At 64.7% G+C, this 25,928-nt stretch carries 24 protein-coding genes, 1 tRNA gene and 1 riboswitch; of the genes, 10 read left to right on the top strand and 15 right to left on the bottom strand.

From position 1 onward, the window contains the following. The first annotated feature begins 52 nt into the window (after nucleotides 1–52). From FJ972_RS15090 to FJ972_RS15100, 3 genes are all read left to right on the top strand, one after another. Complete coding sequence (locus tag FJ972_RS15090) at nucleotides 53–985, top strand: PhzF family phenazine biosynthesis protein (protein ID WP_140495414.1); 933 nt, start codon at nucleotides 53–55, stop codon at nucleotides 983–985. Nucleotides 986–1,092: 107 nt separating this feature from the next. Then, nucleotides 1,093–1,168 (top strand) — tRNA-Lys (locus tag FJ972_RS15095). Nucleotides 1,169–1,421: 253 nt separating this feature from the next. Next, nucleotides 1,422–2,759 carry a hypothetical protein gene (locus tag FJ972_RS15100; RefSeq protein ID WP_140521158.1) on the top strand — a complete coding sequence of 446 codons (1,338 nt, stop codon included), beginning with the start codon at nucleotides 1,422–1,424 and terminating at the stop codon, nucleotides 2,757–2,759. A gap of 7 nt (nucleotides 2,760–2,766) precedes the next feature. On the opposite strand, the gene cobT is transcribed toward FJ972_RS15100, so the two are convergent. From cobT to cbiE, 7 genes are read right to left on the bottom strand one after another with little or no spacing between them, the layout of a single operon-like run. Beyond that, on the bottom strand, nucleotides 2,767–3,777 hold the full coding sequence (cobT, locus tag FJ972_RS15105) for a nicotinate-nucleotide--dimethylbenzimidazole phosphoribosyltransferase (RefSeq protein WP_140521157.1): 1,011 nt from the start codon (nucleotides 3,775–3,777) through the stop codon (nucleotides 2,767–2,769). Between the two features lie 24 nt (nucleotides 3,778–3,801). Then, nucleotides 3,802–4,578, bottom strand: coding sequence for an adenosylcobinamide-GDP ribazoletransferase (gene cobS / locus FJ972_RS15110; protein WP_140521156.1), 777 nt, complete (start codon nucleotides 4,576–4,578; stop codon nucleotides 3,802–3,804). 3 nt (nucleotides 4,579–4,581) lie between these two features. Beyond that, the gene (locus FJ972_RS15115; protein WP_140521155.1) at nucleotides 4,582–5,895 is read right to left on the bottom strand and encodes a cobyrinate a,c-diamide synthase; all 1,314 of its coding nucleotides are present in this window, start codon (nucleotides 5,893–5,895) and stop codon (nucleotides 4,582–4,584) included. Continuing rightward, complete coding sequence (gene cobA / locus FJ972_RS15120) at nucleotides 5,892–6,710, bottom strand: uroporphyrinogen-III C-methyltransferase (protein WP_140521154.1); 819 nt, start codon at nucleotides 6,708–6,710, stop codon at nucleotides 5,892–5,894. Before cobA ends, FJ972_RS15115 begins: the two co-directional genes overlap by 4 nt. Then, entirely contained in the window at nucleotides 6,707–7,471 is a 765-nt protein-coding gene (gene cobM / locus FJ972_RS15125) for a precorrin-4 C(11)-methyltransferase (protein ID WP_140521153.1), read from the bottom strand. Before cobM ends, cobA begins: the two co-directional genes overlap by 4 nt. Continuing rightward, entirely contained in the window at nucleotides 7,468–7,854 is a 387-nt protein-coding gene (locus FJ972_RS15130) for a cobalamin biosynthesis protein (protein WP_140521152.1), read from the bottom strand. Before FJ972_RS15130 ends, cobM begins: the two co-directional genes overlap by 4 nt. Beyond that, nucleotides 7,851–9,092, bottom strand: coding sequence for a precorrin-6y C5,15-methyltransferase (decarboxylating) subunit CbiE (cbiE, locus tag FJ972_RS15135; protein WP_140521151.1), 1,242 nt, complete (start codon nucleotides 9,090–9,092; stop codon nucleotides 7,851–7,853). The genes FJ972_RS15130 and cbiE overlap by 4 nt, the downstream gene beginning before the upstream one ends. 1 nt (nucleotide 9,093) lies before the next feature. On the opposite strand from cbiE, the gene FJ972_RS15140 reads away from it, so the two are divergent. Further along, nucleotides 9,094–9,855, top strand: a complete 762-nt coding sequence (locus FJ972_RS15140) for a cobalt-precorrin-6A reductase (RefSeq protein ID WP_140521150.1) — start codon at nucleotides 9,094–9,096, stop codon at nucleotides 9,853–9,855. On the opposite strand, the gene FJ972_RS15145 is transcribed toward FJ972_RS15140, so the two are convergent. The 8 genes from FJ972_RS15145 to FJ972_RS15180 all read right to left on the bottom strand — a co-directional run bounded on the left by FJ972_RS15145 (nucleotide 9,819) and on the right by FJ972_RS15180 (nucleotide 20,201). Further along, nucleotides 9,819–10,583, bottom strand: coding sequence for a precorrin-3B C(17)-methyltransferase (locus FJ972_RS15145; protein ID WP_140521149.1), 765 nt, complete (start codon nucleotides 10,581–10,583; stop codon nucleotides 9,819–9,821). The two genes, FJ972_RS15140 and FJ972_RS15145, sit on opposite strands and share 37 nt — an antisense overlap. Then, a complete protein-coding gene (locus tag FJ972_RS15150) occupies nucleotides 10,580–11,350 on the bottom strand; it encodes a precorrin-2 C(20)-methyltransferase (protein WP_140521148.1) in 771 nt (256 codons plus the stop codon). The genes FJ972_RS15145 and FJ972_RS15150 overlap by 4 nt, the downstream gene beginning before the upstream one ends. Beyond that, the gene (locus FJ972_RS15155) at nucleotides 11,347–11,979 is read right to left on the bottom strand and encodes a precorrin-8X methylmutase (RefSeq protein WP_140495569.1); all 633 of its coding nucleotides are present in this window, start codon (nucleotides 11,977–11,979) and stop codon (nucleotides 11,347–11,349) included. The genes FJ972_RS15150 and FJ972_RS15155 overlap by 4 nt, the downstream gene beginning before the upstream one ends. 2 nt (nucleotides 11,980–11,981) lie before the next feature. After that, nucleotides 11,982–13,472: a precorrin-3B synthase gene (gene cobG / locus FJ972_RS15160; protein ID WP_140521147.1), complete on the bottom strand. Its 1,491-nt coding sequence runs from the start codon at nucleotides 13,470–13,472 to the stop codon at nucleotides 11,982–11,984. After that, nucleotides 13,469–17,212, bottom strand: coding sequence for a cobaltochelatase subunit CobN (locus FJ972_RS15165; protein WP_226880281.1), 3,744 nt, complete (start codon nucleotides 17,210–17,212; stop codon nucleotides 13,469–13,471). Before FJ972_RS15165 ends, cobG begins: the two co-directional genes overlap by 4 nt. A 16-nt stretch (nucleotides 17,213–17,228) precedes the next feature. After that, the gene (gene cobW, locus FJ972_RS15170) at nucleotides 17,229–18,281 is read right to left on the bottom strand and encodes a cobalamin biosynthesis protein CobW (RefSeq protein ID WP_140495572.1); all 1,053 of its coding nucleotides are present in this window, start codon (nucleotides 18,279–18,281) and stop codon (nucleotides 17,229–17,231) included. Nucleotides 18,282–18,283: 2 nt separating this feature from the next. Beyond that, nucleotides 18,284–18,730 (bottom strand): DUF1636 family protein, encoded by a 447-nt coding sequence (locus FJ972_RS15175; protein ID WP_140521145.1) that lies wholly within the window; start codon nucleotides 18,728–18,730, stop codon nucleotides 18,284–18,286. Between the two features lie 37 nt (nucleotides 18,731–18,767). Further along, a riboswitch (cobalamin riboswitch) is annotated at nucleotides 18,768–18,972 on the bottom strand. A gap of 29 nt (nucleotides 18,973–19,001) precedes the next feature. Next, nucleotides 19,002–20,201 (bottom strand): winged helix-turn-helix domain-containing protein, encoded by a 1,200-nt coding sequence (locus FJ972_RS15180; RefSeq protein WP_140521144.1) that lies wholly within the window; start codon nucleotides 20,199–20,201, stop codon nucleotides 19,002–19,004. 333 nt (nucleotides 20,202–20,534) lie between these two features. Between FJ972_RS15180 and FJ972_RS15185 the strand changes: the two genes are divergently transcribed. From FJ972_RS15185 to nuoF, 6 genes are read left to right on the top strand one after another with little or no spacing between them, the layout of a single operon-like run. Beyond that, complete coding sequence (locus FJ972_RS15185) at nucleotides 20,535–20,900, top strand: NADH-quinone oxidoreductase subunit A (protein ID WP_140495575.1); 366 nt, start codon at nucleotides 20,535–20,537, stop codon at nucleotides 20,898–20,900. Beyond that, nucleotides 20,891–21,472, top strand: a complete 582-nt coding sequence (locus FJ972_RS15190; protein ID WP_140495576.1) for a NuoB/complex I 20 kDa subunit family protein — start codon at nucleotides 20,891–20,893, stop codon at nucleotides 21,470–21,472. The genes FJ972_RS15185 and FJ972_RS15190 overlap by 10 nt, the downstream gene beginning before the upstream one ends. Before the next feature lie 4 nt (nucleotides 21,473–21,476). Next, on the top strand, nucleotides 21,477–22,079 hold the full coding sequence (locus tag FJ972_RS15195; RefSeq protein ID WP_140495577.1) for an NADH-quinone oxidoreductase subunit C: 603 nt from the start codon (nucleotides 21,477–21,479) through the stop codon (nucleotides 22,077–22,079). Further along, nucleotides 22,079–23,269, top strand: coding sequence for an NADH-quinone oxidoreductase subunit D (locus FJ972_RS15200; protein WP_140495578.1), 1,191 nt, complete (start codon nucleotides 22,079–22,081; stop codon nucleotides 23,267–23,269). Before FJ972_RS15195 ends, FJ972_RS15200 begins: the two co-directional genes overlap by 1 nt. Next, entirely contained in the window at nucleotides 23,270–24,547 is a 1,278-nt protein-coding gene (locus FJ972_RS15205; protein ID WP_140495579.1) for an NADH-quinone oxidoreductase subunit E, read from the top strand. A gap of 10 nt (nucleotides 24,548–24,557) precedes the next feature. Next, nucleotides 24,558–25,862 (top strand): NADH-quinone oxidoreductase subunit NuoF, encoded by a 1,305-nt coding sequence (gene nuoF, locus FJ972_RS15210; protein WP_140521143.1) that lies wholly within the window; start codon nucleotides 24,558–24,560, stop codon nucleotides 25,860–25,862. Nucleotides 25,863–25,928: the final 66 nt, after the last annotated feature.

The following is a 25,928-nucleotide window of genomic DNA, read 5'->3' on the forward strand; positions in this document are numbered from 1 at the left end:
GCTCATGTTGGGATTGAGGCAGAAATTCGGATCAAAGCGGAAGGTTTCCTCCATGAGACGCGATTACTTGCTTTACGATGTGTTTACGACCGATCGGCTGGCCGGCAACCCGCTGGCGGTGGTGTTGGACAGCGGCGGACTGGACACGGCTGCGATGCAGGCCATCGCGCGAGAGTTCAACCTGTCGGAATCGGTGTTCGTGCTGCCGCCGGACAATCCCAAGCACCGCGCCCGTATCCGCATCTTCACGCCCGACTATGAAATGCCTTTCGCCGGCCACCCGACCGTGGGCTCGGCGATCGCGCTGGCCGAACTGGCCGATATCGCGCTCGCTGAAATGGCCGACAATGACGGCGCTGCGAGCATTTTCGTGCTGGAGGAAAACATCGGCCCGGTGCGCTGTGCCGTCAGCAAGCACGATGGCGCCACCTTCGCCGAATTCGACCTGGCGAAGCTGCCGGAGCCGCTGAAGCTCGAAGCCGACCCGGTGGCGATCGGCGCCGCCCTTGGCCTGGCGCCGCACGAGATCGGTTTCGAGAATCACCGCGTCGCGTTCTGGTCGGCGGGCGTGCCCTACGTGACCATACCGGTGGCCAATCTGGAGGCGGCCGGCCGGATCCGGCTCGACAATCAGGCGTGGTCGGAACTGGCGCCGCGCAAGAGCGAATGGGCCTTTGCCAGTCCCTATGTCTATTGCCGAGAGACGGTGAACCACGAGAGCGCCTTCCATGTGCGCATGATCGTGCCCGGCACGCCTTCCTACGAGGACCCGGCGACGGGCTCGGCGGCGGCGGCTTTCGCCGGCGCCGTTATGCATTTCGACGCTCCGACGGATGGCGTTTCGCAGCTGTGGATCGAACAGGGGCTGGAGATGGGGCGGCCCTCGCGTATCCGCCTGGAACTAAGTGTACAGGGCGGAAAACTGGTCTCGGCGCGCATCGGTGGCAACGCGGTCAAGGTGGCGGAAGGCAAGCTGTTCGTCTGACCATCTGCGTCACTTCGGCGATTTGTCGGGAAATGATTCCGGCAGGGCTGGACAGGACCGGCATCGGCGGCTATATGCCCGCCAACGCCGGTTTTTGCCGGCCGAGTGGGTGCGTAGCTCAGTTGGTAGAGCAGCTGACTCTTAATCAGCGGGTCCACAGTTCAATCCTGTGCGCACCCACCAAATTCTTCAAAGACTTGGTGGAAAGACCCGGAAAGCGGGGGAACGTGGGACGGGATTGCGGCCGTCCTACGTAGGATTTCAGCCGTGGCTGATCCGATCATTGCTGAGCCTCCCACTGGCGGCGCACCCAGTGCGCATCTGACTCCAGCCGCCTCAAATCATTTAGTTTTGGCCGACAAGCATTGTTGCTTGTCGGCCAGTTGCGCGTGTGATTTCTTCTCCACGCATTGGGGTTCTTTATTGGGGGCGAATCATGGCTGTAGAGCACTATCTACAAATACCTCGAGCTAAGGACTGTGACCTAATAGCGTTCTTTCGCCAGGTCGCAACTATCCTCGGCTCCGATGTCATCGCCATACGACAGTTCGGCTCTGCCAAGGGAGTGCAGATACCGCTGGCGAGTGAGGATCTACCATTTGAGCCCTATGCAAGTTCAAATGCATACCTAATACAGAGTATTACAACGACAATAAACAAATTTTCAGTCTCTCTCTCTAGAGACTCTGATTCCCAAAGCTTTATTTTTGATCGAATTAAAACCCATAACGGACAGTATGACCATCAACAGGTTGCTAATCCATTTGGTGAAGATACAATATATAAAGTCAACAATATAGCTAACAGTATATTCCTAAATTCGATAGAATCGTCTGCTCTGTTGTATTCGGATCCGGACACTTATAGAGAATTGCTAGCCTCGCATCAGCGGATGATTGAGAGAATGCAAGAGTCCGTTGTCTCCGTTGGCGAGCAGGTTGCTTCAGAGCGGATTCGCCTGGAAAAAGAGGCCGCGCAACGGTTGACGGTTCTCGAAACCGAATTCGAGAAACGAAAAACCTTGGCAGAACAAGCACTCGATGACGTGCGTCAGGCGCTGGAACGCCGAGAGGAGCAACTACAGACACGAGCGAAGGAGCTAGACGACAGAGATCACATTCACGCGCGACGCGAACTAAGGGAGCAGATTACAAGTGGGATAGCGACAAGGCTCAGAAGCTCCATGGTTCCAGCGCAAACATCGTTCATTGGGTGGGGAGTTTTCTTTCTTACGTTAGTCGGGACGGTTTTCCTCGCTGTGACATCGGTCTATTCGCTTCAGGAGTTTTCCCAACTCCTGAAGTCTGCGATACAAAGTGCTGGCTCAAAAATGGAATCGCCGGAAGACAAATTGGCCATAGCGCGTGTGCAGTCCAGTCAGGCGTGGGTCGTTCTTGCCAGGGCTGCTGTGACTGGAATTGGTGCGGTTGCCTTCCTCGTCTATGCGATTGCCTGGCTTAAGAATATTTATCACGATCGATTGCGCGCTCATCGCGATCTTGAGCGATATTCTATCGACCTAAATCGGGCCAGCTGGGCCGTCGAAACAATTATGGAAGCCAAACACGATGGATCGACTATTCCAGACATTTTAGTGGCTGGTGTTTCCAGAAATTTATTTGGCGAAGGAGATAAATCGTCCGACGGCCATGGATCAGAGGCGTTGGGGTCTCTTCTGCGGGCATCCACCAGAGCCAAAATTGGACCTACCGGAGCCGAGTTCGAAATGACCAGTCGTGGCGCGCGCAAGCTCGCAGACGAAATAGACAGCTAGCGTACTGTCATTTCTCCGACACGCCGGCCTCGGCAAAGCTCGCCATCCTCGCATGGCACTCCAGCGCCGAGCGGACGATGTTGACGGCGAGGCAAGCGCCGGAGCCTTCGCCGAGCCGCATGCCGAGGTCGAGCAGCGGCAGCAGATTGAGCGCTTCCAGCAGGCCGCGATGACCTGACTCGGCAGAGACGTGGGCGGCGATCGTATGAGCAAGGCCTGTGGAGTGCAGCTTTGCCAAAGGTGCTGCGGCTGCGGTGCAGACGAAGCCGTCAAGCAGCACCGGTATGCCCATGTGACGGGCGGCAAGCGTGGCGCCGAAGATGGCGGCGAGTTCGCGGCCGCCGAGCGCCGCGGCAACCCCCAGGGGGTCGGCAAGAATGGCGGCGTGGCGCTTCAAGCCCGATTCGATGGCAACCACCTTGCGCTTGAGGCCGGCATCGTCGACGCCGGTGCCGCGTCCGGTCCATTTTTCCGCACCGCCGCCGAACAGCGCCGCCGAGATCGCGGCGGCCGGCGTGGTGTTGCCGATGCCCATCTCGCCGAAGCAGACGAGATCGAGATCATCAGTCACCGCATCGTAGCCGGCCGAGACCGCGGCAAGAAACGTCTTGTCGTCCATCGCCGGCGTTTGCGTGAAATCGCCGGTCGGATGGTCAAGATCGAGCGGAATGACATCGAGTTCGGCGCCCGCGATGCGGGCGAGCTGGTTGATGGCCGCACCGCCGCCGGCGAAATTCGCCACCATCTGCACCGTGACTTCCGAAGGATAAGCCGACACGCCTTGCGCGGTAACGCCGTGGTTGCCGGCGAAGACGAAAACTTTCACCCGCTCGAGCCTAGGCATGTCGCGGCCCTGCCAGCGCGCCAGCCACGCGGCGATGGACTCAAGCCGGCCGAGGCTGCCCTGCGGCTTGGTCAACGTGTCCTGGCGGCGAGCGACCGCGCTCGCGGCGGCGTCATCGCCACCAGGCAGGTCTAGGCAAGCAGCGCGCAATTCATCTAGGGATTTGAAAGGCATGGAAGGAAATTCTCCGAAACAGAGTCAGGAAAGGGCTACGGAAGCGACGAGCAGCACCGCGATTTCGCTCACCTGTTGCATAGCGCCGATCGTGTCGCCGGTCTGGCCGCCGATCTGGTTGAGGCAAAGCGCGTGGAAGGCGGCAAAGAGCAGGCCGAGCAGGATAAGCGCGGCGATGGCGCCGCCGATTCCAAGCAGGAGGAGCGGGATGGCGCCGAGCACGGCGCCGGCTATGGCGATTTCCCGCGAGACGGTGCCGGCGCCGGCCGAGAGGCCATCGTCGCGCGCCGGCGGCAAGAGATGCATGAAGGCGCCGAATACACCGCGCGAGGCGGCATGGGCGGCCAAGAGGGCGAAGAGGGCCTGTGTGGGATCGACGAATTCCGACAGGGCGCTCCAGCGGATGAGCAGCGACAGCGCCAGCGCCATGGCGCCATAGGCGCCGATTCGGCTGTCGCGCATAATCTCCAGTTTGCGACCGCGCGTGTTGCCGCCGCCAAAACCGTCGGCGACATCGGACAGCCCGTCCTCGTGCAGGCAGCCGGTGGTGACCGCGGTTGCAACCAGGGCAAGGGCTGCCGCCGACCCGATGGCAAGGCCAAACCGTTCCGCCGTGGCAAAGACGATGGCGCCGATCAGGCCGACGACGAGGCCGGCGACCGGGGCGGCCCAGATCGCGGCGGCAAGGCTGCGGTCGCGAAAGTCGATGACGGGCAAGGGCAGCCTGGTGAAGAAGACCAGGCAGAGGGCAACATCGCTGGGGATTTGCCGGGGCGAAAGGGTGACCTTCGGGAACTTCATGCCTCAGCCCCTTGCGATGGCATGGAAGAAGGTGCCGCTGACCTGGCCGCGCCGGTAGCCCGAGGCGCCGATCGGATTGCCTTGCCCGTCAGCGAGGTCGGCCAGGGGCTCGTCATCGCCGGTAGCCGTCATCTGCGCATAATGGAATTCGTGCCCGCGGATCAACGCGCCCCGCGGGCCGAGCGGACAGTCGGCGCGCAGCCGCGCTTCGCGATAGCCGAGGTTCATCTTGCGCCTGGCGAAGCTGGTTGAATGGCCGAGCAGGCCGAGCATTTTGTGCGTTTCGCCAGACGCATCTTCCAGGGCTTCGCCAAGCACCATGAAGCCACCGCACTCACCATGGATGGGCTTCGTCCCGGCGAACCTTGCCGTTCCTTTCCGAAAATTCGCAGCGGCGGCGAGACGGCCGGCGTGAAGCTCGGGATAGCCGCCGGGCAGCCAGCAGACGTCGCAGCTGTCGTCAGGCGCCTCGTCCGCGAGCGGCGAGAACGGAACGATCTCCGCGCCGGCCTTGCGCCAGTAGGCCGCGACGTGCGGATAGAGGAAGGTGAAGGCGGTATCCTCGGCAAGTGCGATGCGCTGGCCGGGCGGCTGCAGCGCATCGTCGAAGCTGCCGGGCTCCGGGGCGAGAGGTGTTGCCAGCGCCATGACGGCGTCGAGGTCGAGCGACTTTTCCGCCATGTCGGCCAACCGGTCGAGATGCGCCATCAGGTCATCATATTCACCGGCCTGGACGAGGCCGAGATGGCGCTCGGGCAGGTTCAAGGTGGGATCGCGCAGGATGGCGCCGACGACCGGCAGGCCGATCGCCTCGATGGCGTCGCCGGACAGCCGGCGGTGGCGCTCGCTGCCCAGCCGGTTGAGCACGACGCCCGCCATGCGAACCTCCGGATCATAGGTAGCGAACCCCTTGGCGACGGCCGCCGCCGTGGTCGACTGACCGGAAACGTCCAGCACCAGCAGCACCGGCAGGCCGTAGAGCCGTGCCAGATCGGCCGCCGAACCGCTGCGGCCCGGCGCGGCCGGAATGCCGTCGAACAGGCCCATGGCGCTTTCGAGGATGACAAAATCGGCGTCGTCGGCGGCATTCACGGCCAGTGCGTTGAGCAGCGACGGCGACATCGCCCAGCTGTCGAGATTGACGCCGGACAGGCCGGTGGCGGCGGTGTGGAAGCCGGGATCGATGTAATCGGGGCCGGACTTGGCGCCGCGTACTTTCAGGCCGCGCCGAGTGAGTGCGCGTAAAATGCCGATGGTGACGCTGGTCTTGCCCGAGCCGGAGCGCGGCGCGCCGACGATGATCGCGCGGGCGCTCACGATGCACCCGCCAGCGCCGCGCGCATGGCGACGATGCCGCCGACGACGATCAGCGCCGGTGCGGACAGGCCGGCGGCGGCGGCTTCCTCGGCGATGGTGGCCAGCGTGGCGACGACGATGCGTTCCTGCGGCGTCGTCGCGGCGACGATCACCGCCGCCGGCGTCGATGGCGCCAGCCCCCCGTCGAGCAATGCGGCCGATATTACGGGCAGATTGGCCATGCCCATGTAGACCACGACAGGCTGGCCGGTGCGCGCGATCGCGGCCCAGTCGAGATCGTCATCGGTGCCGGCGGCATGGCCGGTCGCCAGGATTACCGCCTTGTTGATGCCGCGCATGGTCGCGGGGATGCCGGTGGCGGCCAGCGCGCTGAGGCCCGAGGTGAGGCCGGGCATGACGCGGAACGGGATGTTTTCCCGCGCCAGCGCCAGCGCCTCTTCGCCGCCACGGCCGAAAATATAGGGGTCGCCGCCCTTCAGCCTGACAACGCGGCGGCCCTGGCGCGCCAGCCGGACCAGCAGGGCGGTTATGTCGTCCTGTTTCATCGAGGGTTTTCCGCCGCGCTTGCCGGCAAAGAAAAGCTCGGCGTTTTCGGCAACCGCGACGACGTCCGGGGAGACCAGCGCATCGTAGACCAGCGCATCCGCCTCACTCAGCGCCGCCAGCACTTCCAGCGTCAGGCAGCCGGGATCGCCGGGGCCGGCGCCGGCGAGCCAGACATGGCCGGGCTCAAGCGTCCGCGGCTTGAAGTTCAGCCGGGCAAGCGCCTGTTGGAGCGCGGCGTTCTCGCCCTTATTCTTGGTGCTGTCGCTCACAATCCGTCCCGTCCGCGAAAACGCCTTTGGTAGTGGGCGTCGTACAATGAACTCTCGCCAAAGCCTTCCGCTGCCAGAGAGCGGCCGACGAAAATGATGGCCGTACGCTCCATCGGGTCGGCGGCCAGTTGCGCCTCGATGGTTTCCAGCGTGCCGGTCAGCACGCGCTCGTCCGGCCAGGAGGCACGGAAGACGACCGCCACCGGGCAATCGCGGCCATAGAGCGGCGTCAGCTCGGCGACGATGCGATCGACGGCGTGGATGGCAAGATGAATGGCAAGCGTGGCGCCGGTGCGGCCGAAGCTGGCCAGCGTTTCGCCAGGCGGCATTTTTGAAGCGCGGCCGGAGACGCGGGTCAGCACCAGGCTCTGGGCGACTTCGGGAATGGTCAGCTCGCGCCGCAGAACAGCCGCCGCGGCAGCGAAAGAGGGAACGCCCGGCGTCAGCGTGTAGGGAATGCCGTGCCTTTCCAGCCGGCGGATCTGTTCGGCAACCGCGCTCCATACCGACAGGTCACCGGAATGCAGCCGCGCGACATCATGGCCGGCCTTGTGGGCGGCCAGATATTCGGCCTCGATCTCGTCGAGCGACATCGGCGCGGTGTCGATCAGCTTCGTTCCCGGGGTGCAATGCTGCAGCAATTCGGGCGCCACGATCGAGCCGGCATGGAGGCAGACCGGGCAGCTTGCCAGCAGCCGCGCGCCGCGCAGGGTAATGAGGTCGGCGGCGCCCGGACCGGCGCCGATGAAATGGACGGTCATGCCGCGTCTCCGCTGATGGCGATGGCGCAGGTGACCGGGCCGAGCACGATGCGTGGTCCCAGCAGCCTGGCGCCTTCGCCGGCGACGGCCAGCGCCGATGCTTCGGACACCGATGCTGTGCCGGCCAGATCCTGCGAGAGGCTGGAGTTGCTGAGCGCCTTCGTCGACGCTGCTTTAAGCGCTGCCTCATCGACGACAATGACGGGAAGGTTGAGTGTGCGACCTGCGGCAGCGATCGCCTGTTCATCTTTCTTGAGCGTGGCGGTGGCGAGCGACGAGAGCGCCGTCATCGCCAGCCCGTGCGCTTCGAGCGCGGTTTCTATCGCGGCAAGCACGTCCTCGACGCTCACGCCCTTTCGGCTGCCGATGCCCGCGACCATCATGGCTTGATCCAACTCCATTGGGTAACCGGCATCGCCGGCCGCCAGGCCTGCATCGAACCGACAGGCGCGGCGCGGGATATGGCGATGCGGGTGAGATCGCCCCCGAGCTCGGTATGACGGGCAAGAAGCAGCGTCTCCATTTCCAGCGTCACCGCATTGGCGACAAGGCGGCCGCCGGTGCGCAGCGCCTTGATGGCGGCGGCCAGCACGCCGGCATCGCTGCCGCCGCCGCCGATGAAAATCGCATCTGGCGTCTCGAGCCTTGCAAGCGCCTTGGGAGCGCTGCCTTCGACCACGATGAGGCCGGGAACGCCACACGCGGCAGCATTGTGGGCGATGCGGGCGGCGCGGATCGGGTCGGCTTCGATGGCAACAGCGCGCATCGAGGAATGGGCGAGCATCCATTCGATGCCGATGGAACCGGAGCCGGCGCCAACATCCCACAGCAGTTCGCCGCGCCTCGGCGCCAGCGCCGACAGCGTGATGGCGCGGATGTCATGTTTGGTGATCTGGCCGTCATGGTCGAACAGATGATCGGCGAGGCCTGATGTCAAAGGCAGGATACGCGCATCCGGACCAGATTGAATTTCGAGCGCCAGTACATTGAGCGGATTGATGTTTTCGAGGTTGAACGCATCGGCGCGGGCCGAGCGCAGGTTCTCCTTTGGCCCGCCAAGCGCCTCCAGAACCGTCAGCCGCGAGGCGCCGAAATCAAGCTCGGTGAGCAGGCGGGCGATCGCCGCCGGTGCATCGGCATCGGATGTCAGGGCCAGGATGTGTGCGTTGGGTTGCAGCAATGGCCGGATCAGGTCGATGGGGCGGCCATGCAGCGAGACGGTTTCGATGTCCTGCAGCGCCCAGCCAAGGCGAGCGGCCGCCAGCGAAATGGCCGACGGCGCGGGAATGACATGCATCTCCCGCGGCATGACCTTGCGGGCGAGGGTGACGCCGACGCCGTGGAAAAAGGGATCGCCGGAGGCAAGAACGCAGACGCGCTTGCCGGCGAGCGCCAGCACGTCGTGCATCTCGGCATCGAAGGGAACCGGCCATGGGCGCGGATCGCCCTTGGCGAATGATGAAACGAGCGCAAGGTGCCGCTTGCCACCGAAGATGATTTCCGCATCGGCAATCCGCTGCTTGGCCTCGTCGCCGAGACCCGCTAAACCGTCCTCGCCGATGCCGACGATGGTGAGCCATTTCTGGTTGAGCTTGGCGCCGCGCGGACCCTTAGCAGGCATGATGACCCACCGCATTCTGATCCTCGGCGGAACCACCGAAGCCCGGCAACTGGCTGGAAAACTGGCAGCCGGTCACTCGGTGATGCTGTCGCTGGCGGGCCGCACCGAAAGTCCGGTGGCGCAGGGCGTGCCGGTACGCAGTGGAGGGTTTGGTGGCGCCGATGGTCTGGCCGTCTATCTCAAGGAGACAAGCATCGAGCTGCTGATCGACGCCACGCATCCCTACGCGGCGCGAATTTCCGCCAATGCCGCGCAGGCCGCGCGCATGGCCGGGGTGCCGATCGTCGCTCTGCGCCGTCCCGGCTGGGAGCCTGTCGAGGGCGATCGCTGGACGCAGGTCGATACGACAGGCGATGCCGTGCAGGCGCTTGGACCGGCGCCGCGCCGTGTATTCCTGGCTCTCGGCCGGCAGGAGGTCGCGGCTTTCGAAGCCGCGCCCCAGCACCACTATCTCATCCGCAGCGTCGATCCGGTCGAGCCGAAGCTGGCAGTGCCCGATGCCACCTATCTCCTGGCGCGCGGGCCGTTTCGCGAGGCGGAGGAACGCACGCTGCTCCAGCGGCACGGTATCGACATCGTTGTATCCAAGGACAGCGGCGGCACGGCGACTTATGGCAAGATCGCCGCGGCGCGGGCGCTTGGCCTCGACGTCGTCATGGTGCACAGGCCTGCGCTGCCGGAGGTTCCTTCGGCTGCGACCGTCGACCAGCTTGCCGACATGGTCGATCATCTTGTCGAGCCTGCCGCGGAGCGCGGCGTGTAGACCAGCGCCGGCCTGTTACCGCGCCTGATGATCCGGGTTTCCGGCGAACCGATGATGATGCAGGTTGCCATGTCCGCCTTGTCGGCATCGGCATCCGCCAGCAGGAACACCTCGATGCGCTCGTCAGGCCGGCCTGCGGCGCGGCCGAAGATGACGGGCGTGGTGCCCGGCAGAATGGCCTTCAGACATTCGAAGGCGCGGCCAAGCTGCCAGGGGCGCGCCTTGCTGATCGGATTGTAAAGCGCGATGACGAAGCCGGCGCCGGCGGCCGCCAGCAGGCGCAGTTCGATCAGGTCCCATGGCTTCAGATTGTCGGACAGCGAGATGGCGCAGAAATCATGGCCGAGCGGTGCCCCGATGCGGGCAGCGACAGCGAGCATGGCGGTGACGCCAGGCACGATTGCGAGGTCGATGGCGCGCCATTCGGAGGGGCCGGCTTCGATCGCCTCGCAGACGGCCGCCGCCATGGCGAAGACGCCTGGATCGCCCCCGGAGACGACGGCGACATTGTGACCTTCGGCCGCCTTCGCCAGCGCCTCGTTGGAGCGGGCAAGCTCTTCGCGATTGTCGGAGGCGATGCGGGTCTGGTCCGGGCGCAATTCCAGCCGGTCGAGATAGGGCTTGTAGCCGTAGAAGAAGCTTGCCTCGGCGACGGCGTGGCTCGCCTGCGGCGTCACCTGATCGGCGTTGCCGGGTCCGAGCCCGATGACCGTGAGGCGGCCGCTCATGCGCCACCCGCCGACGCGACAGGGCGTCCGGACCAGCCGGCAACGAGCACAATGGCGAAATAGGGCGCCTTGTCGTCCGGCTTGTCGGTGAGCCGCATCGAGACGCTGCCCGGCATGGTGCCGCGCTCGACATAGACGGCGCGTGTCAGCTTGCCGGTGGCCTCCAGCGCCCGCCGGATTTTGGGCAGGTTGCGGCCGACCTTCATGATAACGGCGGCATCGGTGTCGGCGAGGCGCCGGGTCAGTTCGAACTCGCTCATCGTGCCCGGCAGCACGGTCAGCACGTCGTCGCCCTGGACGATCGGCAGGCCGGTCGCCGACCAGCAGCCCGACATGGCGGTAACGCCGGGAATGACCTCGGTCGGAAAACGATGGGCGAGGCGCACATGCAGATGCATGTAGGAGCCATAGAAGAGCGGATCGCCTTCCGACAGCACGGCGACCATCCTACCGGCATCCAGATGACCGGCAACGGTCTCGGCGGACTCCTCGTAGAAGGCCGATATCTGCGCGCGGTAATCGTCGTGATCCTTGTCGATCTCCGTGGTCACGGGATAGAGCAACGGCAGTTCCAGCATGTCGGGCCGGAAGCGCGTTTCGACGATGGCGCGCGCATTGCTGTTGTTGCCGCGCTTGGCGAAATACGCCACCACATCGGCCTCGGCCAGCGCACGCGCGGCCTTCAGCGTCAACAGTTCCGGGTCGCCGGGACCGGTACCGACGCCGACCAGGCGGCCCCTCGAGCCGGTTTTGGGGAGCGCGTTCACAGGCCGGGCCTCGCGAGAGAATTGAGGGCTGCCGCGGTCATGGCGCTGCCGCCAAGCCTGCCGCGCACGATTGCATAGGGTACGCCGTAGGAATTCTGCGCCAGCGCGTCCTTCGATTCGGCGGCACCAACGAAGCCCACCGGCATGCCGATGATGGCGGCCGGTTTCGGCGCACCGTCGCGCAGCTTCTCCAGAAGATAGAAGAGTGCGGTCGGCGCATTGCCGATGGCCACCACCGAACCGGCGATGCGCTCGCCCCACAGGTCGATCGCGGCGGCAGAACGTGTGTTGCCGATCGTCCTGGCGATTTCATGCGTGCGCGGGTCGCGCAAGGTGCAGATCACCTCGTTGCCGGCAGGCAGACGGGCGCGGGTGACGCCGTGCGAGACCATTTCGGCGTCGCAGAAGATCGGCGCGCCGGCGGCAAGCGCGGCCCGTGCGGCGGAAACGAAATCGCTGGAGAAGACAAAATTCTTGGCGGCTTCCACTTGGCCGCAGGCATGGATCATGCGGACCGCGACATCGGCCTCTGCTTCGGAAAAGCGCGCGAGATCAGCCTCGGCGCGGATGATGGCAAAGGAGCGTTCGTAGATCGCCGTGCCGTCGTGGATGTAGTCGTAGGCGACCATTGTCATTCCTGTCGATAAGCCTCTGCGATGTCGGCCGGCCCCAGCCTCGTCAGGCAGGCGGCGGCGGTCTCGCCCTGATAGCGTGCGCTGCGGATTGCCGCCGCGACGCGGCCGATGCCGCGCGCGGCGTCATAGCCCGGCCTGTAACCGGCAGGAAGGGCCTTTGCCGTCGCGTTCACGACAAGTCCGGCTCCATTTTCGCCGCCGACCACGGTCAGCGCCGCTGGGCCGGGATGCGCGCAACCCTTGGCGCAGCCAGAAACATGCAAGGTGAAGTCAAGACTATCGGCGTTTTCGGTGGCGATCGCCTCGGCAATGTCGCGCGTGGCGATGCGACCCGAGGCGCAAGCCGGCGCGCCGGGACAAGCAGCGATGCGCGTGCGCGGGTCGGTGGGGGCGGTGACGAAGCCGAGGGTGGCGGCTGTTTGCTGGAGGGAAGGATTGGCGGCTGGTGGCTGGCCGAGGAAGAGCAGGGCGCGGCCCGGGGCGAGGCGGATTTCCGACGTCCCGAGGGTGAGAGCGCTTTGAGCGAGGGCGATGAGCCTTTCGGCGGGCATGCTGCCGTAGGGGAGACCGATGCCGAGAGTGGGGACGTCGCCGGCTAAGGGGAAAAGGCCGATAGGTCTGCGCGAGGCGCCCCCCTCTGTCCTGCCGGACATCTCCCCCTCGAGGGGGGAGATCGGCGGCTTCGACGTCGGCTTTTCTTTAGCAGCACCGGAAATTGGCGAAACCGTCGGTGACCACGTAATCTCCCCCCTTGAGGGGGAGATGTCCGGCAGGACAGAGGGGGGCGCCTCGCGCAAACTTGTCAGGCATAGCCAACCCGCCAGAGACACCAACTGCCGCTCCGACAAATCCCTTGCGTGAGCATCGCGGCCTTTCTCGGCGATCATCCTTAGAGCCGCGACGGCTATATCACGAGCCACACCTTCATCAGCAACCGCGAGCAGCCTTGCATTCCGCCCGTCACCGGCAACCGACACCCGCCAGCGGATTCCCGCCTCGGTGCTCGCCGCCTTCAGCCGCACGTCGGCCGTCACAGCATCCATCGTGAGTTGCCCGCCACCGTCGACAACGACCGAAACCTTCGGCCCGAGCCGCTGCGTCAGCCCGGCGTCCTCGACCGCTTCCCTGATCCGATCAGCCAGCGGCCTGGGGTCGGCGATCTCCTGCGGATCGATGCCGGCCAGTGGTCCGGTCTCCACTGGTACGCCAGTGCGGACCACAATGCCCAGCGCATCGACTTCCTTCGCCAGCAGGGTTGCACTTTGCGTGGTCAATCCGCGTATTTGCAAGCTGCCGCGCGCTGTCACTTCCATGATGCCGTTGCCGTGCCGCAGGGCGGATTCTGCCAGCCCGATCAGAAGCTTCGGCGACAATCCGCCAGAAGATGGGCCTCCGGCGACCGGGTTGAGCCGCACCAGCAGGCCGTCGCCGGTCTGCATCGGCGCCGAAAGGGCCGGGCAGGCGCCGCGGCGGGAGTAGGCGTTCATGCCGCCAACTCCCGTGCCTCGGCAATCAGTGCCGCGAGGTCGTCGTCGATCGAATTGCGCAAGGGATGCCAGAGGCCCCGCCGTCGCGCCGACAGGAGGCGTTCGGCAATGGCTTTTGCGGCGGCCGGGTTTTCGCGCAGGATGAAGGCGCGGACGTCCGCATCGCCGAGATAGGCATCGTGCACGGCGTCTATCAGCGCGCCCGGTATGGCCTGCGTGGTTTCGGCGAAGCCAACCAGCCGGTCGACGGTTTCGGCGAATTCCGAGGCGCCGCGCGGGCCGTGGCGCATCTGGCCCGCTATGAAGCGGGCGTTGACAGCGCGGGCGCGCACGACGCGCGTCACGGCCTCACTAAGTGAACGCGGCTTCGGCCTCTGCGGGTCGGTCGTGTCGAGCACGATGACGTCGGCATTCCTGCCAAGCGCTGCAAGGGCGGCCGAGAAGCCGCCGATGAAAGCGACATCGGCCGAGCCTTCGAGGATGTCGCGGCCGGGATCGTCGCCGGTGTGGACGAGAAGATCGGCTTCGGCGATGCGGTTCTCGAAAGCGCCGGGCGCGGCGATCCCTTCACCGCCGGCGCCGCCATAGGCATGCGATGTGGCATCGAGATAGGCGCGGCCGATTTCCTCGCGCGCCGCCCAGTCGCCGCTCGACAGGATTTCCTCGACGCCAGCGCCGTAAGTGCCAGGCGAGGTGCCAAAGATGCGCGGGCTGATCTTGCCCTCGGCGCGGGTCCTTGCGGCGAGCGGATTTTCCGAATCGTCCTCGTCGCGCGCGGCAACGGCGTTGGCAGCGGCATCGATCAGCGCGATCTGGGTCGGGAACATGTCGCGGAACAGGCCCGATATGCGCCAGGTGACGTCGACGCGCGGGCGGCCAAGCGCTGCCGGCGCCAACACCTCGATGCCGGTGACGCGGCCTGTGGCGGCATCCCATTGCGGGCGGCAGCCCATCAGCGAAAGCCCCTGCGCGATCTCCTCGCCGCCGGTGCGCAAAGACGCCGAACCCCAGAGGTCGATGATCAGCGAGCGCGGCCAGTCGCCATGCGATTGCATATAGGCGCGCACCATTTCCTCGGCGGCAGCCTTGCCGATGTCGTAAGCCGTCGGCGTCGGCATGGCGCGCGGGTCCGACGTGAACAGGTTGCGGCCGGTGGGCAGAACGTGGGAACGCCCGCGCGCGGGCGCGCCGGCCGGGCCCGCGGTGACATGACGACCGTCGAGCGCGGCAAGAAGGGCGGCCTTTTCGGCCTCGGCGCTTTGCCGGCGCATAAGGTCGGGCTCTTCGTCGGGCGCGCGGCCGTAGACATGCAGCCCATCCTTGATAGCGAAATCCTTCAGGTCGCAGAGCCAGGCATCGATGCGGCGCAGGGCCTCGTCCGGCGCGTCGGTGCGGGCAACGCCGGCCTCCGCGGCGAGGCCCGTGGTCTGCGCGGTTTCGACGATCAGACTGGCCAGACGGTCGCGGCGGCGGCGGTCGAGACCGTCAGCCTGGGCGTATTCATCGACCAGCCGTTCGAGCCTGTGCTGGTTCTCGTCCAATCCGGCGCCGGTCAGCGGCGGCGGCAGATGGCCGAGCGTGACGGCGGCGATCCGCCGCTTCGCCTGCGCCGCCTCGCCGGGATTGGAGACGATAAAGGGATAGATGACGGGCAGGGGACCGGTGACGATCTCGGGGAAGCAGCTTTGCGAAAGCGCAACCGTCTTGCCCGGCAGCCATTCCAGCGTGCCATGCGCGCCAACATGGATGAGCGCATGGACGCCGAGCAATTTGCGCAGCCACAGGCCGAAGGCGAGCAACGCATGGCGCGGCGGCAGCGTCGGGTCGTGATAGTCGGCGCGGCGGTCGGCCGAGCGGCCGCGGTCTGGAGCCAGCGCCACGGTGATGTTGCCGAAGGTCGCGGCGCGGAAGGGGAATTTGGCGGCGGGCAGCGCTTGAACACCCCCCTCTGTCCTGCCGGACATCTTCCCCGCAAGGGGGGAGATTACGCCGTCATCTCTGTCTTCGCCAATCTCCAACGTTGCAAGAGTAGCTCCAGCGTCGAAACTGCCAATCTCCCCCCTTGCGGGGAAGATGTCCGGCAGGACAGAGGGGGGTGCCTCGCGCAAACCTGTCTCGCCTTCGGCTTTGCCCCAAGCTGCTTCTACGGCAGCAATTGCTGCGCCCGGCAATTCCGTTGAGAAGGCAAGGTACTCATCCAACTCCAACCCAGCCTTGCTGCGCTCCAGCAAATCCAGCAACGCACGCGACGTTTGGGGAATTCCCTCAACTACATAGCCCTGTTCCTCGAGGTCGTGCAGCATCGCCAGCACGCTCGATGGCACATCCAACCCGACCGCATAGCCGGTGCGGCCGGGAGCGCTCGGATAATCAGGGATCAGAATGGCGAGCTTGCGTCCCGCGCGCGGCGTTTCCCGAAGGCTGATGAAGGCCGCGACCCGGTCCGCCACCTGTTCGACGCGATCGGGCTCCGGCCGGTTGGCAAAGGCGCGGTGGCCGAGCGCCGGGTCGGTCTCGCTTTCGCCCTTGAACGAAACGGCGCCGGCGAGGATGCGGCCGTCCAGTTCGGGCAGAACGACATGCATGGCGAGGTCGGCGGGCGCCAGCCCGCGCTGGTTCTTCTCCCATACGTCGCGGCGGGTGGTGGCGACGATGACCTGGAAGACGGGAACGCCGGCGCGGTCGAACAGGGTTTCGACGCCGGGTTCGGCGCCGGACGCGAAAGCGGTCGCGGTGATGATGGCGGCGGGCTTGAGCTGGGCAATCGCGGTTTCAACAAACGCCAGGGATGCCGGGTCTTTCAGGCTGGAGACGAAGATGGGGACGGGGAGCATGTCGCGCTGCCGCAAGGCTTCGAAAAGTGCGTCGATGGGCGCGACATCGGCGGCGAGCAGCATCGAGCGGTAGAAGAGGATGGGAATCACGGGTGGGTTGACGTTGCCGGCGTCGAGTTCCGTCACACCCCCCTCTGTCCTACCGGACATCTCCCCCGCAAGGGGGGAGATTGCTCTTTCATCGACGATTTCGCCTATCGCGGATGGTCGAGATAAATCCCTGTCCAAGGGGACAGAAGAGGAGCCGGCCTTGATGACAGCCGATCTCCCCCCTTGCGGAGGAGATGTCCTGCCGGACAGAGGGGGGTGTGAAGGATCGTCAACATTCGATAAGTCCGGCTTCTCCACGACTCCGCGCCCCGGCTCATAAAACCCGGCTTTCGGCACGCTTACCGGCTCGGCAATCTCGCCATCAGACCCCGCCAACCGCGCCAGCCTGCGCACCAGCGCGCTCATATTGGCCGGGCCGCCCTGGCGGAAATAATTGAGCAGCCCGTCCAGTTCCTCGCGCGGCAGCGTCGAGGCTTCGATCAGCCTGATATCCTCGTCGTGGCTTTCACCGGGAAGCAGTGCCAGCTTTATGCCGCGCTCACGGGCAACCACGGCCAACTGGTCGCAGCCGTAGCGCCACCACTCGTAACCGCCGAGAATACGCACCAGAATGACTTTGGCGTGACGGGCGACGCTGTCGATCCAGAGGTCGACGGACATGGGGTGGCGCAGGTCGCGCAGCGCGGCCAGCCGCATCGTGGGCAGCCGATCGGCGTCGCCTTTCCAGGCCGCTGCCAGTCCGGCCAGGTCGCTGTCCGTGAAGGACAGCGCCACCATTTCCGCCGGCGTCTGCCGCAGATCGACCGGCTCGGCGAGATCGTCGAGCGAGGCGGATGTGGTGGTGAGGATGTGCATCGCGGTCGGTGTTGCCTCAGCCGGCGAGGATATGCTCGATCGCCGGGCGGTTCAGCCCCTTGAGGCCGATGACGACCAGGCGCGAGCGGCGGTCGTCGTCAGCCGTCCAGGCGCGGTCGTAGTAATGATTGACGCGCGGACCAACGGCCTGGAGCAAAAGCCGCATCGGCTTGCCGCCGACCTCGACGAAGCCTTTCACCCGCAGCACGTTTTCCTGTTCGGCGGCGGTGGCGACGCGCTTTGCCAAGTCGTCCGGGTTGGCGATCGAGGGGATGTCGACGATGAACGTATCGAAGTCGTCGTGCTCGTGGTCGAAAGCGCCGTCATGATGGGACTTGCGGTTCTCGATGTCGTCCTCGACGGCGAGGCCTAGCCCGAGCAGCACGGACGGATCAACCTTGCCGTGAGCCGTCGGCACGACCTTCACGGCGCGGGCGGAGTGTTCGCCAATGATGGCGTTGGCGCGAGCCGAACCTGCGGCATCCATCAGGTCGCTCTTCGACAGGATGATGAGGTCGGCGCAGGCGATCTGGTCCTCGAACACCTCCTCGACGGGGTCGTCGTGGTCCAGTGTCTGGTCCTGCGCGCGTTGCGCCTGCAGGGCGTCCATGTCGTTGGCGACGCGCCCCTCGGCCAATGCCGGACCGTCGACCACGGCGATCACGCCGTCGACTGTCACCCGGCTCTTCACCGTCGGCCACTGGAAGGCCTGGACCAGCGGCTTGGGCAGAGCCAAACCCGAGGTTTCGATCAGGATGTGGTCGACCTTCGGCGTCAGCGACAGGATCTGGTCGAGCGCCGGGACGAAATCGTCGGCGACGGTGCAGCAGATGCAGCCATTGGCCAGTTCGACGATGTTTTCCTCCGGGCAGGTGTCGATGCCGCAGCCCTTGAGGATCTCGCCGTCAATGCCGATGTCGCCGAATTCGTTGACGATGATGGCGATACGCTTGCCGCCCGCGTTTTCCAGGAGATGGCGGACCAGCGTGGTCTTGCCGGCACCCAGGAAGCCGGTGACGACGGTACAGGGGACGCGGGAGAGAGTGGCGGCGGAAACTGCGGCGGTCATGATCAGTCCTTCAGCATGTCGAGGGGAGGAATGCGGGCGACGAGGCCGCGCTTGAGGGAATCCGGGCGACCACGCCACGGAATGAGGCCGTCGGTCGAAGCGGCGAAGAGTTTCGCGCCGGTGACGAGATCGGCGCCGCTGGCGATGTTCAGGTCGCCGAAGACATAACTCCAGCAGCCGTCACGAAGAATCGCGGCACTGAGGCGGCGCTTGCAGTTGCCGAGGCATTCGACGGTGCGGACGCGGACATTGTCGGCCGTTGCGGCTTGGCGCGTATCTTGAGCCAAAACTTCCCCGGCGCGGGGATGGGCATCGGAACCGGTCTCGTCGCGGCAGGAAGCGCAGACGATGACAGTGACGCCGGCCAAGGCGTCGCTATCGCCAGACAAGTCGCTATCGCAAGACAAAATGTCCGCTGTTTCAGCCGGGAAACTGCTGTCGCGTTCCAAATCGGGCTCCTTGCCCGGAAAACCCGCCGGGCGATCGGATTCTTATGTCTCAGACGGCAGGTCTCCTGGCTCGCGGGTCATCGCCTTCGTGCCGCCTTCCCGGGACCGTCCCAGTGGTTTTCGGCCTTGGCTCGTCGCTTACAGTTGCGGGGACAGCCGCGGATTTGAAATCGAGATTTCGCACCGCATTCCCTCTTGGCTCCTCCCTTTGCCGAGAGGAGACCGTCTGGATGGGATTTAGGCTCTTGCAGGCGGCGGTGTCAACGCGCGTCTACGACACGGCAATGTCGGCGAGCGGTTGCCCAAGGTCGCCGGCGGGCGTAACCTCGATCCGTTCGAGGCCGAGCCAGCGCTGCATCTGCGTCAATTCCTGGAAGAGTTGCGCGGCGGTTTCAGGCGGCGCGCTGGGCTCGGCATAGGCCGCGTGGACGCGTAGCACGCTGGCCGGCCGGTCGGCCTTGAGGTCGACGCGCGCCACGATCCTATCGCCGAGCAGGAACGGCAGGACGTAATAGCCGTATTGCCGCTTTTCGGCAGGGGTGTAGATTTCTATGCGGTAGTGGAAATCGAACAGCCGCTCCGTGCGCGAGCGCTCGAAAACGACCGGATCGAACGGCGCCAGCAAGGCGCGGGCCTCGATTTTTCGTGGAATACGGGCCTCCTTATGGAGGTAAGCCGGTTTGTTCCAGCCCTCGACACGCATCGGCACCAGCTCGCCTGTTTCAACCAGCTCCTCCAGCCGGCCCTTCATGTCGGCCGGCGACAGGCGGAAATAGTCGCGCAGGTCGCTTGCTGTCGCGACGCCATGAGCGCGGGCGGATATCCGCAGCAATTCCCGATGCGCATCCTCGGCAGACGGCACCGGCAGATCGAGGATCGCCTGCGGCAGTACGCGCTCGGGCAAATCATAGAAGCGTTCGAAGCCACGGCGGTGCGCGGTGGTGATGCGTCCTGCCCAGAACAGCCATTCGAAGGCATGCTTGGCGTGGCTCCAGCCCCACCAGCCGCCGGATCCTTTCTGGCCTTCGAGCGCGGAGGCGGCGATCGGGCCGCGCTCCGCGACCTCGCGGTAGATCTCTTCTATATAGGCGGCGTGCTCGCGGCCCCATTTGGCCAGGCCCAGATACATTTCATCGCCACGCTCGGCGCGCTGCATGCGCCAACGCATCAACGGATAGGTCTCGACCGGCAGGAAGGAAGCCTCGTGCGCCCAGTATTCGAAAACCGTGCGCTTGCGCGTGACGGCGGCGTTGTCGAGCAAGGCGAACGGGTAGGGACCAAGGCGCGAATAGAGCGGCATGTAATGAGCGCGCACCACCGCGCTGACGGAATCGATCTGCAGCAGGCCGGTACGCGAGAGCACGCGGGCGAAGTGGCGTCGGTCGGGCGTGCCGGCGGGGCGGGGATCAGTGAACCCTTGGGCGGCGAGCGCGATACGCCGGGCCGTGGCAAGCGAGATCTTTTCCTTCATTCGGATGCGACTCTGATGGCTTGTTGAGCGTCGTTCGGACAGTTGATTCCGGCCATGCTAGCAGGGTTTTGGCGGCAACTCTGTCAGGAGAGAAAAGTGGAGTAAAAAGCGAAGGAAATCAAACAGGAGCGGATCGGACCAGTTTCTTCCCTTATGCCGTCCAGGCCAGTGTTTTGAACAAGGTTTGACTTGCTTCGCCGGAAGCGCTGCGCTAACCCTCGCCGCGTTGCAGCAAAGGCCCCTTAAAACGGTTCAGCGGTTAAACTGTCACGCTTCCGCAATAGGGTCTGGTGCTGTAATCAAAATGGATTGGCGCCAACGGAAAGCCGCAGCATGAACGCACTTCTCAGTTCGTACCTGCCCATCGTCCTGTTTATCGCAGTGGCGGCGGCTGTCGGCGTCGCGCTTATCGTGGCGCCGTTCCTGGTGGCCTATCGCAATCCCGACCCGGAAAAGCTTTCCGCCTACGAATGCGGGTTCAACTCGTTCGATGACGCCCGTATGAAGTTCGACATCCGCTTCTACCTGGTGTCGATCCTGTTCATCATCTTCGACCTGGAAGTGGCCTTCCTGTTTCCGTGGGCGGTGTCGTTCTCGAAAATCGGCATGCTCGGTTTCTGGTCGATGATGGTGTTTTTGGCGGTGCTGACCATCGGCTTTGCCTATGAATGGAAAAAAGGAGCGCTCGAATGGGATTGAGCGACAGTTCCGGCACGCTCGTCGCGCCGAAGCCCAAGGGTCTGATCGATCCCAATACCGGCAGGCCGGTTGGGTCCGATGATCCGTTCTTCCTCGAAATCAACAACGAACTCGCCGACAAGGGCTTTCTCGTCACCTCGACCGAGGCGCTGATCACCTGGGCGCGCAGCGGCTCGCTGATGTTCATGACCTTCGGCCTCGCCTGCTGCGCCGTCGAGATGATCCACACCTCGATGCCGCGCTACGATTCGGAGCGGTTCGGTGTTGCTCCTCGCGCGTCTCCGCGCCAGTCCGACATCATGATCGTTGCCGGCACGCTGACCAACAAGATGGCCCCGGCGCTGCGCAAGGTCTACGACCAGATGCCGGAGCCGCGCTACGTCATCTCGATGGGCTCCTGCGCCAATGGCGGCGGCTATTACCACTATTCCTATTCGGTGGTGCGCGGCTGCGACCGCATCGTGCCGGTCGACATCTATGTGCCCGGCTGTCCGCCGAGCGCCGAAGCGCTGCTCTATGGCATTCTTCTGCTCCAGAAGAAGATCCGCCGCACCGGCACGATCGAACGGTAAATCCATGGCCGCATCCCTGAGCGAACTGTCGACCTATCTCGGCGAAAAATTGATTGGCCGCGTCAATGAAGCAGTGTTCGCCTATGGCGAACTCACCATCCATGTCGAACCGCGCGATCTGATCGAAGTGGTGACTTTCCTGCGCGACGATCCGCGCTGCCAATTCATCTCGGTCATCGATGTCTGCGGCGCCGATTATCCGTCACGGGCCAAGCGCTTCGACGTCGTCTATCACCTGTTGTCGCCGAAGCAGAACGTGCGTATCCGCATCAAGGTGCAGGCCGACGAGGAGACGATGGTGCCGTCGATCACCGGCGTCTATCCCGGCGCCGACTGGTTCGAGCGCGAGACCTACGATCTCTATGGCGTGCTGTTTTCGGGTCACCCCGATCTGCGGCGCATTCTCACCGATTACGGTTTCGACGGTCACCCGCTGCGCAAGGATTTCCCGCTGACCGGCTTCGTCGAGGTGCGTTACGACGACGAAGCCAAGCGCGTCATCTACGAGCCGGTGGAACTGAAGCAGGAATTCCGCAATTTCGATTTTCTGTCCCCATGGGAAGGCACCGATTACGTGCTGCCAGGGGATGAGAAGGCAAAGCAGTAATGGCCGAAACTTCCGTCCGCAATTTTAACATCAACTTCGGACCGCAACACCCTGCCGCGCATGGTGTTTTGAGATTGGTTCTGGAGTTGGACGGCGAAGTGGTCGATCGTGTCGATCCGCATATCGGGCTCTTGCATCGCGGCACCGAAAAGCTGATCGAGCACAAAACCTACCTGCAGGCAGTGCCTTATCTCGACCGGCTCGACTATTGCGCGCCGATGAACCAGGAGCATGCCTTCGCACTGGCGGCCGAGCGCCTGCTCGGCATCGAGGTGCCGAAGCGCGGTCAGCTGATCCGCGTGCTCTACTGCGAGATCGGCCGCATCATGTCGCACATCCTCAATGTGACGACGCAGGCGCTGGACGTCGGCGCGCTGACGCCGCCTCTGTGGGGCTTCGTCGAGCGCGAAAAGCTGATGGTGTTCTATGAGCGCGCCTCGGGTTCGCGCATGCATGCCGCCTATTTCCGTCCGGGCGGCGTCCACCAGGACCTGCCGCAGAAGCTGCTCGAGGACATCGGCAAGTGGATCGATCCGTTCCTGAAGTCGATCGACGACCTCGATCAGTTGCTGACCGGCAATCGCATCTTCAAGCAGCGCAATGTCGATATCGGCACGGTTTCGCTGGCCGACGCCTGGGCCTGGGGCTTTTCCGGCGTCATGGTGCGTGGCTCGGGCGCTGCCTGGGACCTGCGCAGATCGCAGCCCTATGAATGCTATTCGGAGCTCGATTTCGATATTCCGATCGGCAAGAACGGCGACTGTTTCGACCGCTACCTCGTGCGCATGGAAGAGATGCGCCAGTCGGCGAAGATCATGCGCCAGTGCATCGATCTCCTGCTCGGCAAGGAAAGCGCCGGGCCGGTGTCGAACCTCGACGGCAAGGTCGTGCCGCCAAAGCGCCAGGCGATGAAGCGCTCGATGGAAGCGCTGATCCACCACTTCAAGCTCTACACCGAGGGCTACCGCGTGCCGGCCGGCGAGGTCTATGCGGCGGTCGAGGCGCCCAAGGGCGAGTTCGGCGTCTATCTGGTCTCCGACGGCACCAACAAGCCTTATCGCTGCAAGCTGCGCGCGCCCGGTTTCGCGCATCTCCAGGCCATGGATTTCCTGTGCCGCGGTCACATGCTGGCCGACGTCACCGCCGTCCTCGGCTCCCTCGACATCGTGTTTGGTGAGGTCGATCGCTAAATGTCAGTCCGTCGTCTCGCAGAAGCCAGCGTCCAGCCAGCATCCTTCGCCTTCAACCGGGCGAACGCGGCCGCGGCCAAGCAATGGATCAAGAAGTACCCGAAGGGCCGGGAACAGTCTGCGATCATTCCACTGCTGATGCTGGCGCAGGAACAGGAAGGCTGGGTCACCAAGGCCGCGATCGAGACGATTTCGGACATGCTCGGCATGCCGCGCATCCGCGGGCTCGAGGTCGCGACCTTCTACACGCAGTACCAGCTGAATCCTGTCGGCACGCGGGCGCACATCCAGGTTTGCGGCACCACGCCCTGCATGCTGCGCGGCTCGGAAGCGCTGATGGACGTGTGCCGCTCCAAGATCCACCATGACCAGTTCCACACCAACGACAAGGGAACGCTGTCGTGGGAAGAGGTCGAATGCCTCGGCGCCTGCGTCAACGCGCCGATGGTCATGATCTTCAAGGACACGTTCGAAGACCTGACGCCGGAACGGCTGGCCGAAATCATTGATCTCTACGATGCGGGCAAGGGGGCCTCGGTGACGCCGGGGCCGCAGAACGGCCGCACCGGCTCGGAGCCGGCCGCCGGCCTCACGACGCTGAAAAGCGAGAAGGCGATCCTCAAGTCGACCCGTGACAGGGAGGCCAGGGAAGCCGCCAAGGCCGCCAAGGCGGCACCCGACGCGATCATCGCGGCGCCGGTGCCAACGCCGGCCGCCACCCCTGTCGCGCCGTCCAATGCCAGCAAGCCGAAAACCGATGCGGCTGAAACCAGCCCGGCGCTGAAAACGCCGTCGCCGGCCAAGGTCGCGTCGGCAACGGAAAAAGCGGCGAGCGTCGCGGCTCCCCGCCACTCGGCGACAAACGCCAACAAGGCGGCGCCCGAGGTCGAGAAAGTTTTGAAGCCGCGCAGCGGCCCCCTGAACAAGGCTGAGCCGGCTTCCGCGTTCAAGTCGCCGGAAACCAAGCTTCCCGCCAAAGCGGCCAAGCCTTCGTTGGAAGACAAGAACCGGCCGGCCGGCATCGCCAGGCCGGCGCTGGTCGACGATCTCAAGCTGATCTCCGGCGTCGGCCCGAGGACCGAGAGCATCCTGCATTCGCTCGGCATCTTCACCTTCGCCCAGGTTGCGTCTTGGAAGAAGGCCGAACGGGAGTGGGTGGACAGCTATCTCTCCTTCCGCGGCCGCATCGAGCGAGACGACTGGGTCAAGCAGGCCAAGGCGCTCGCCAAGGGCGGCGTCGCCGAATATATCCGCGTCTTCGGCAAGAAGCCGGTCTGAGGGACGAACAATGCTTCAGGACAAAGACCGCATCTTCACCAACATCTACGGCCTCTTCGACAAGTCGCTGGCCGGCGCAATGGCGCGCGGCGCCTGGGACAACACGCCCGGCATCGTCGCCAAGGGGCGCGAGTGGATCGTCAACGAGATGAAGGCGTCGGGCCTGCGCGGCCGCGGCGGCGCCGGTTTCCCGACCGGCTTGAAATGGTCGTTCATGCCCAAGCAGAGTGACGGCCGGCCGAGCTATCTCGTCATCAATGCCGACGAATCCGAGCCCGGTACCTGCAAGGACCGCGACATTCTGCGCAACGATCCGCACACGCTGGTCGAAGGCGCCTTGCTCGCCGGCTTCGCCATGGGCGCGGTCGCGGCCTATATCTATGTGCGCGGCGAGTTCATCCGCGAGCGCGAGGCGCTGCAGCGTGCCATCGACGAGGCCTATGAGGCCAAGCTGATCGGCAAGGGCAACACTTCAGGCTACGATTTCGACGTCTATATGCACCATGGCGCCGGGGCTTATATCTGCGGCGAGGAGACGGCGCTGCTCGAAAGCCTCGAGGGAAAGAAGGGCCAGCCCAGGCTGAAGCCACCATTTCCGGCCAATGTCGGCCTTTATGGCTGCCCGACCACCGTCAACAACGTCGAATCGATCGCGGTGGCGCCGACGATCCTGCGCCGGGGCGCGGCCTGGTTCTCATCCTTCGGCCGGCCCAACAACGTCGGCACCAAGCTGTTCTGCGTCTCCGGCCACGTCAACAATCCGTGCACCGTCGAAGAGGCGATGTCGATCCCATTCCGCGAGCTGATCGAGACGCATTGCGGCGGCATCCGTGGCGGCTGGGACAATCTTCTGGCGGTCATTCCTGGCGGCGCCTCGGTGCCGCTGGTGCCGGCCGAGCAGATCATCGATACGCCGATGGATTTCGACGCGCTGCGCGACCTCAAATCCGGCCTCGGCACGGCGGCCGTCATCGTCATGGACAAGTCGACCGATGTCGTCAAAGCCATCGCGCGGCTGTCCTACTTCTACAAGCATGAGAGCTGCGGCCAATGCACGCCGTGCCGTGAAGGCACCGGCTGGATGTGGCGGGTGATGGAGCGGCTGGTGCGCGGCGAGGCGCAGAAGCGCGAGATCGACATGCTGCTCGACGTGACCAAGCAGGTCGAAGGCCACACGATTTGCGCGCTGGGCGACGCGGCCGCTTGGCCGATCCAGGGCCTGATGCGGCACTTCCGCGGCGAGGTGGAGCGGCGCATCGACGAATTTTCGCGCAACGCGCACCGGGCCGAGCCGGTGTTGGTGGCGGCGGAATAGAGAAGCATTGAATGGGCGATAGCCCGGAGCGAGAAGAACGGGGCGGGGCGAACGAAGAAACGACCA

Origin of the sequence: Mesorhizobium sp. B2-1-1 (assembly GCF_006442975.2) — a bacterium.
Lineage (GTDB): Bacteria > Pseudomonadota > Alphaproteobacteria > Rhizobiales > Rhizobiaceae > Mesorhizobium.

Bases quoted from the DNA above. Each gene is read 5' to 3' on its own strand.
- FJ972_RS15090 (WP_140495414.1), top strand. From the start codon at position 53: ATGAGACGCGATTACTTGCTTTACGATGTGTTTACGACCGATCGGCTG.
- FJ972_RS15100 (WP_140521158.1), top strand. From the start codon at position 1,422: ATGGCTGTAGAGCACTATCTACAAATACCTCGAGCTAAGGACTGTGAC.
- cobT (WP_140521157.1), bottom strand. From the start codon at position 3,777: ATGCCTTTCAAATCCCTAGATGAATTGCGCGCTGCTTGCCTAGACCTG.
- cobS (WP_140521156.1), bottom strand. From the start codon at position 4,578: ATGAAGTTCCCGAAGGTCACCCTTTCGCCCCGGCAAATCCCCAGCGAT.
- cobM (WP_140521153.1), bottom strand. From the start codon at position 7,471: ATGACCGTCCATTTCATCGGCGCCGGTCCGGGCGCCGCCGACCTCATT.
- FJ972_RS15130 (WP_140521152.1), bottom strand. From the start codon at position 7,854: ATGATGGTCGCGGGCATCGGCAGCCGAAAGGGCGTGAGCGTCGAGGAC.
- cbiE (WP_140521151.1), bottom strand. From the start codon at position 9,092: ATGCCTGCTAAGGGTCCGCGCGGCGCCAAGCTCAACCAGAAATGGCTC.
- FJ972_RS15140 (WP_140521150.1), top strand. From the start codon at position 9,094: ATGACCCACCGCATTCTGATCCTCGGCGGAACCACCGAAGCCCGGCAA.
- FJ972_RS15145 (WP_140521149.1), bottom strand. From the start codon at position 10,583: ATGAGCGGCCGCCTCACGGTCATCGGGCTCGGACCCGGCAACGCCGAT.
- FJ972_RS15155 (WP_140495569.1), bottom strand. From the start codon at position 11,979: ATGGTCGCCTACGACTACATCCACGACGGCACGGCGATCTACGAACGC.
- cobG (WP_140521147.1), bottom strand. From the start codon at position 13,472: ATGAACGCCTACTCCCGCCGCGGCGCCTGCCCGGCCCTTTCGGCGCCG.
- FJ972_RS15165 (WP_226880281.1), bottom strand. From the start codon at position 17,212: ATGCACATCCTCACCACCACATCCGCCTCGCTCGACGATCTCGCCGAG.
- cobW (WP_140495572.1), bottom strand. From the start codon at position 18,281: ATGACCGCCGCAGTTTCCGCCGCCACTCTCTCCCGCGTCCCCTGTACC.
- FJ972_RS15180 (WP_140521144.1), bottom strand. From the start codon at position 20,201: ATGAAGGAAAAGATCTCGCTTGCCACGGCCCGGCGTATCGCGCTCGCC.
- FJ972_RS15185 (WP_140495575.1), top strand. From the start codon at position 20,535: ATGAACGCACTTCTCAGTTCGTACCTGCCCATCGTCCTGTTTATCGCA.
- FJ972_RS15190 (WP_140495576.1), top strand. From the start codon at position 20,891: ATGGGATTGAGCGACAGTTCCGGCACGCTCGTCGCGCCGAAGCCCAAG.
- FJ972_RS15195 (WP_140495577.1), top strand. From the start codon at position 21,477: ATGGCCGCATCCCTGAGCGAACTGTCGACCTATCTCGGCGAAAAATTG.
- FJ972_RS15200 (WP_140495578.1), top strand. From the start codon at position 22,079: ATGGCCGAAACTTCCGTCCGCAATTTTAACATCAACTTCGGACCGCAA.
- FJ972_RS15205 (WP_140495579.1), top strand. From the start codon at position 23,270: ATGTCAGTCCGTCGTCTCGCAGAAGCCAGCGTCCAGCCAGCATCCTTC.
- nuoF (WP_140521143.1), top strand. From the start codon at position 24,558: ATGCTTCAGGACAAAGACCGCATCTTCACCAACATCTACGGCCTCTTC.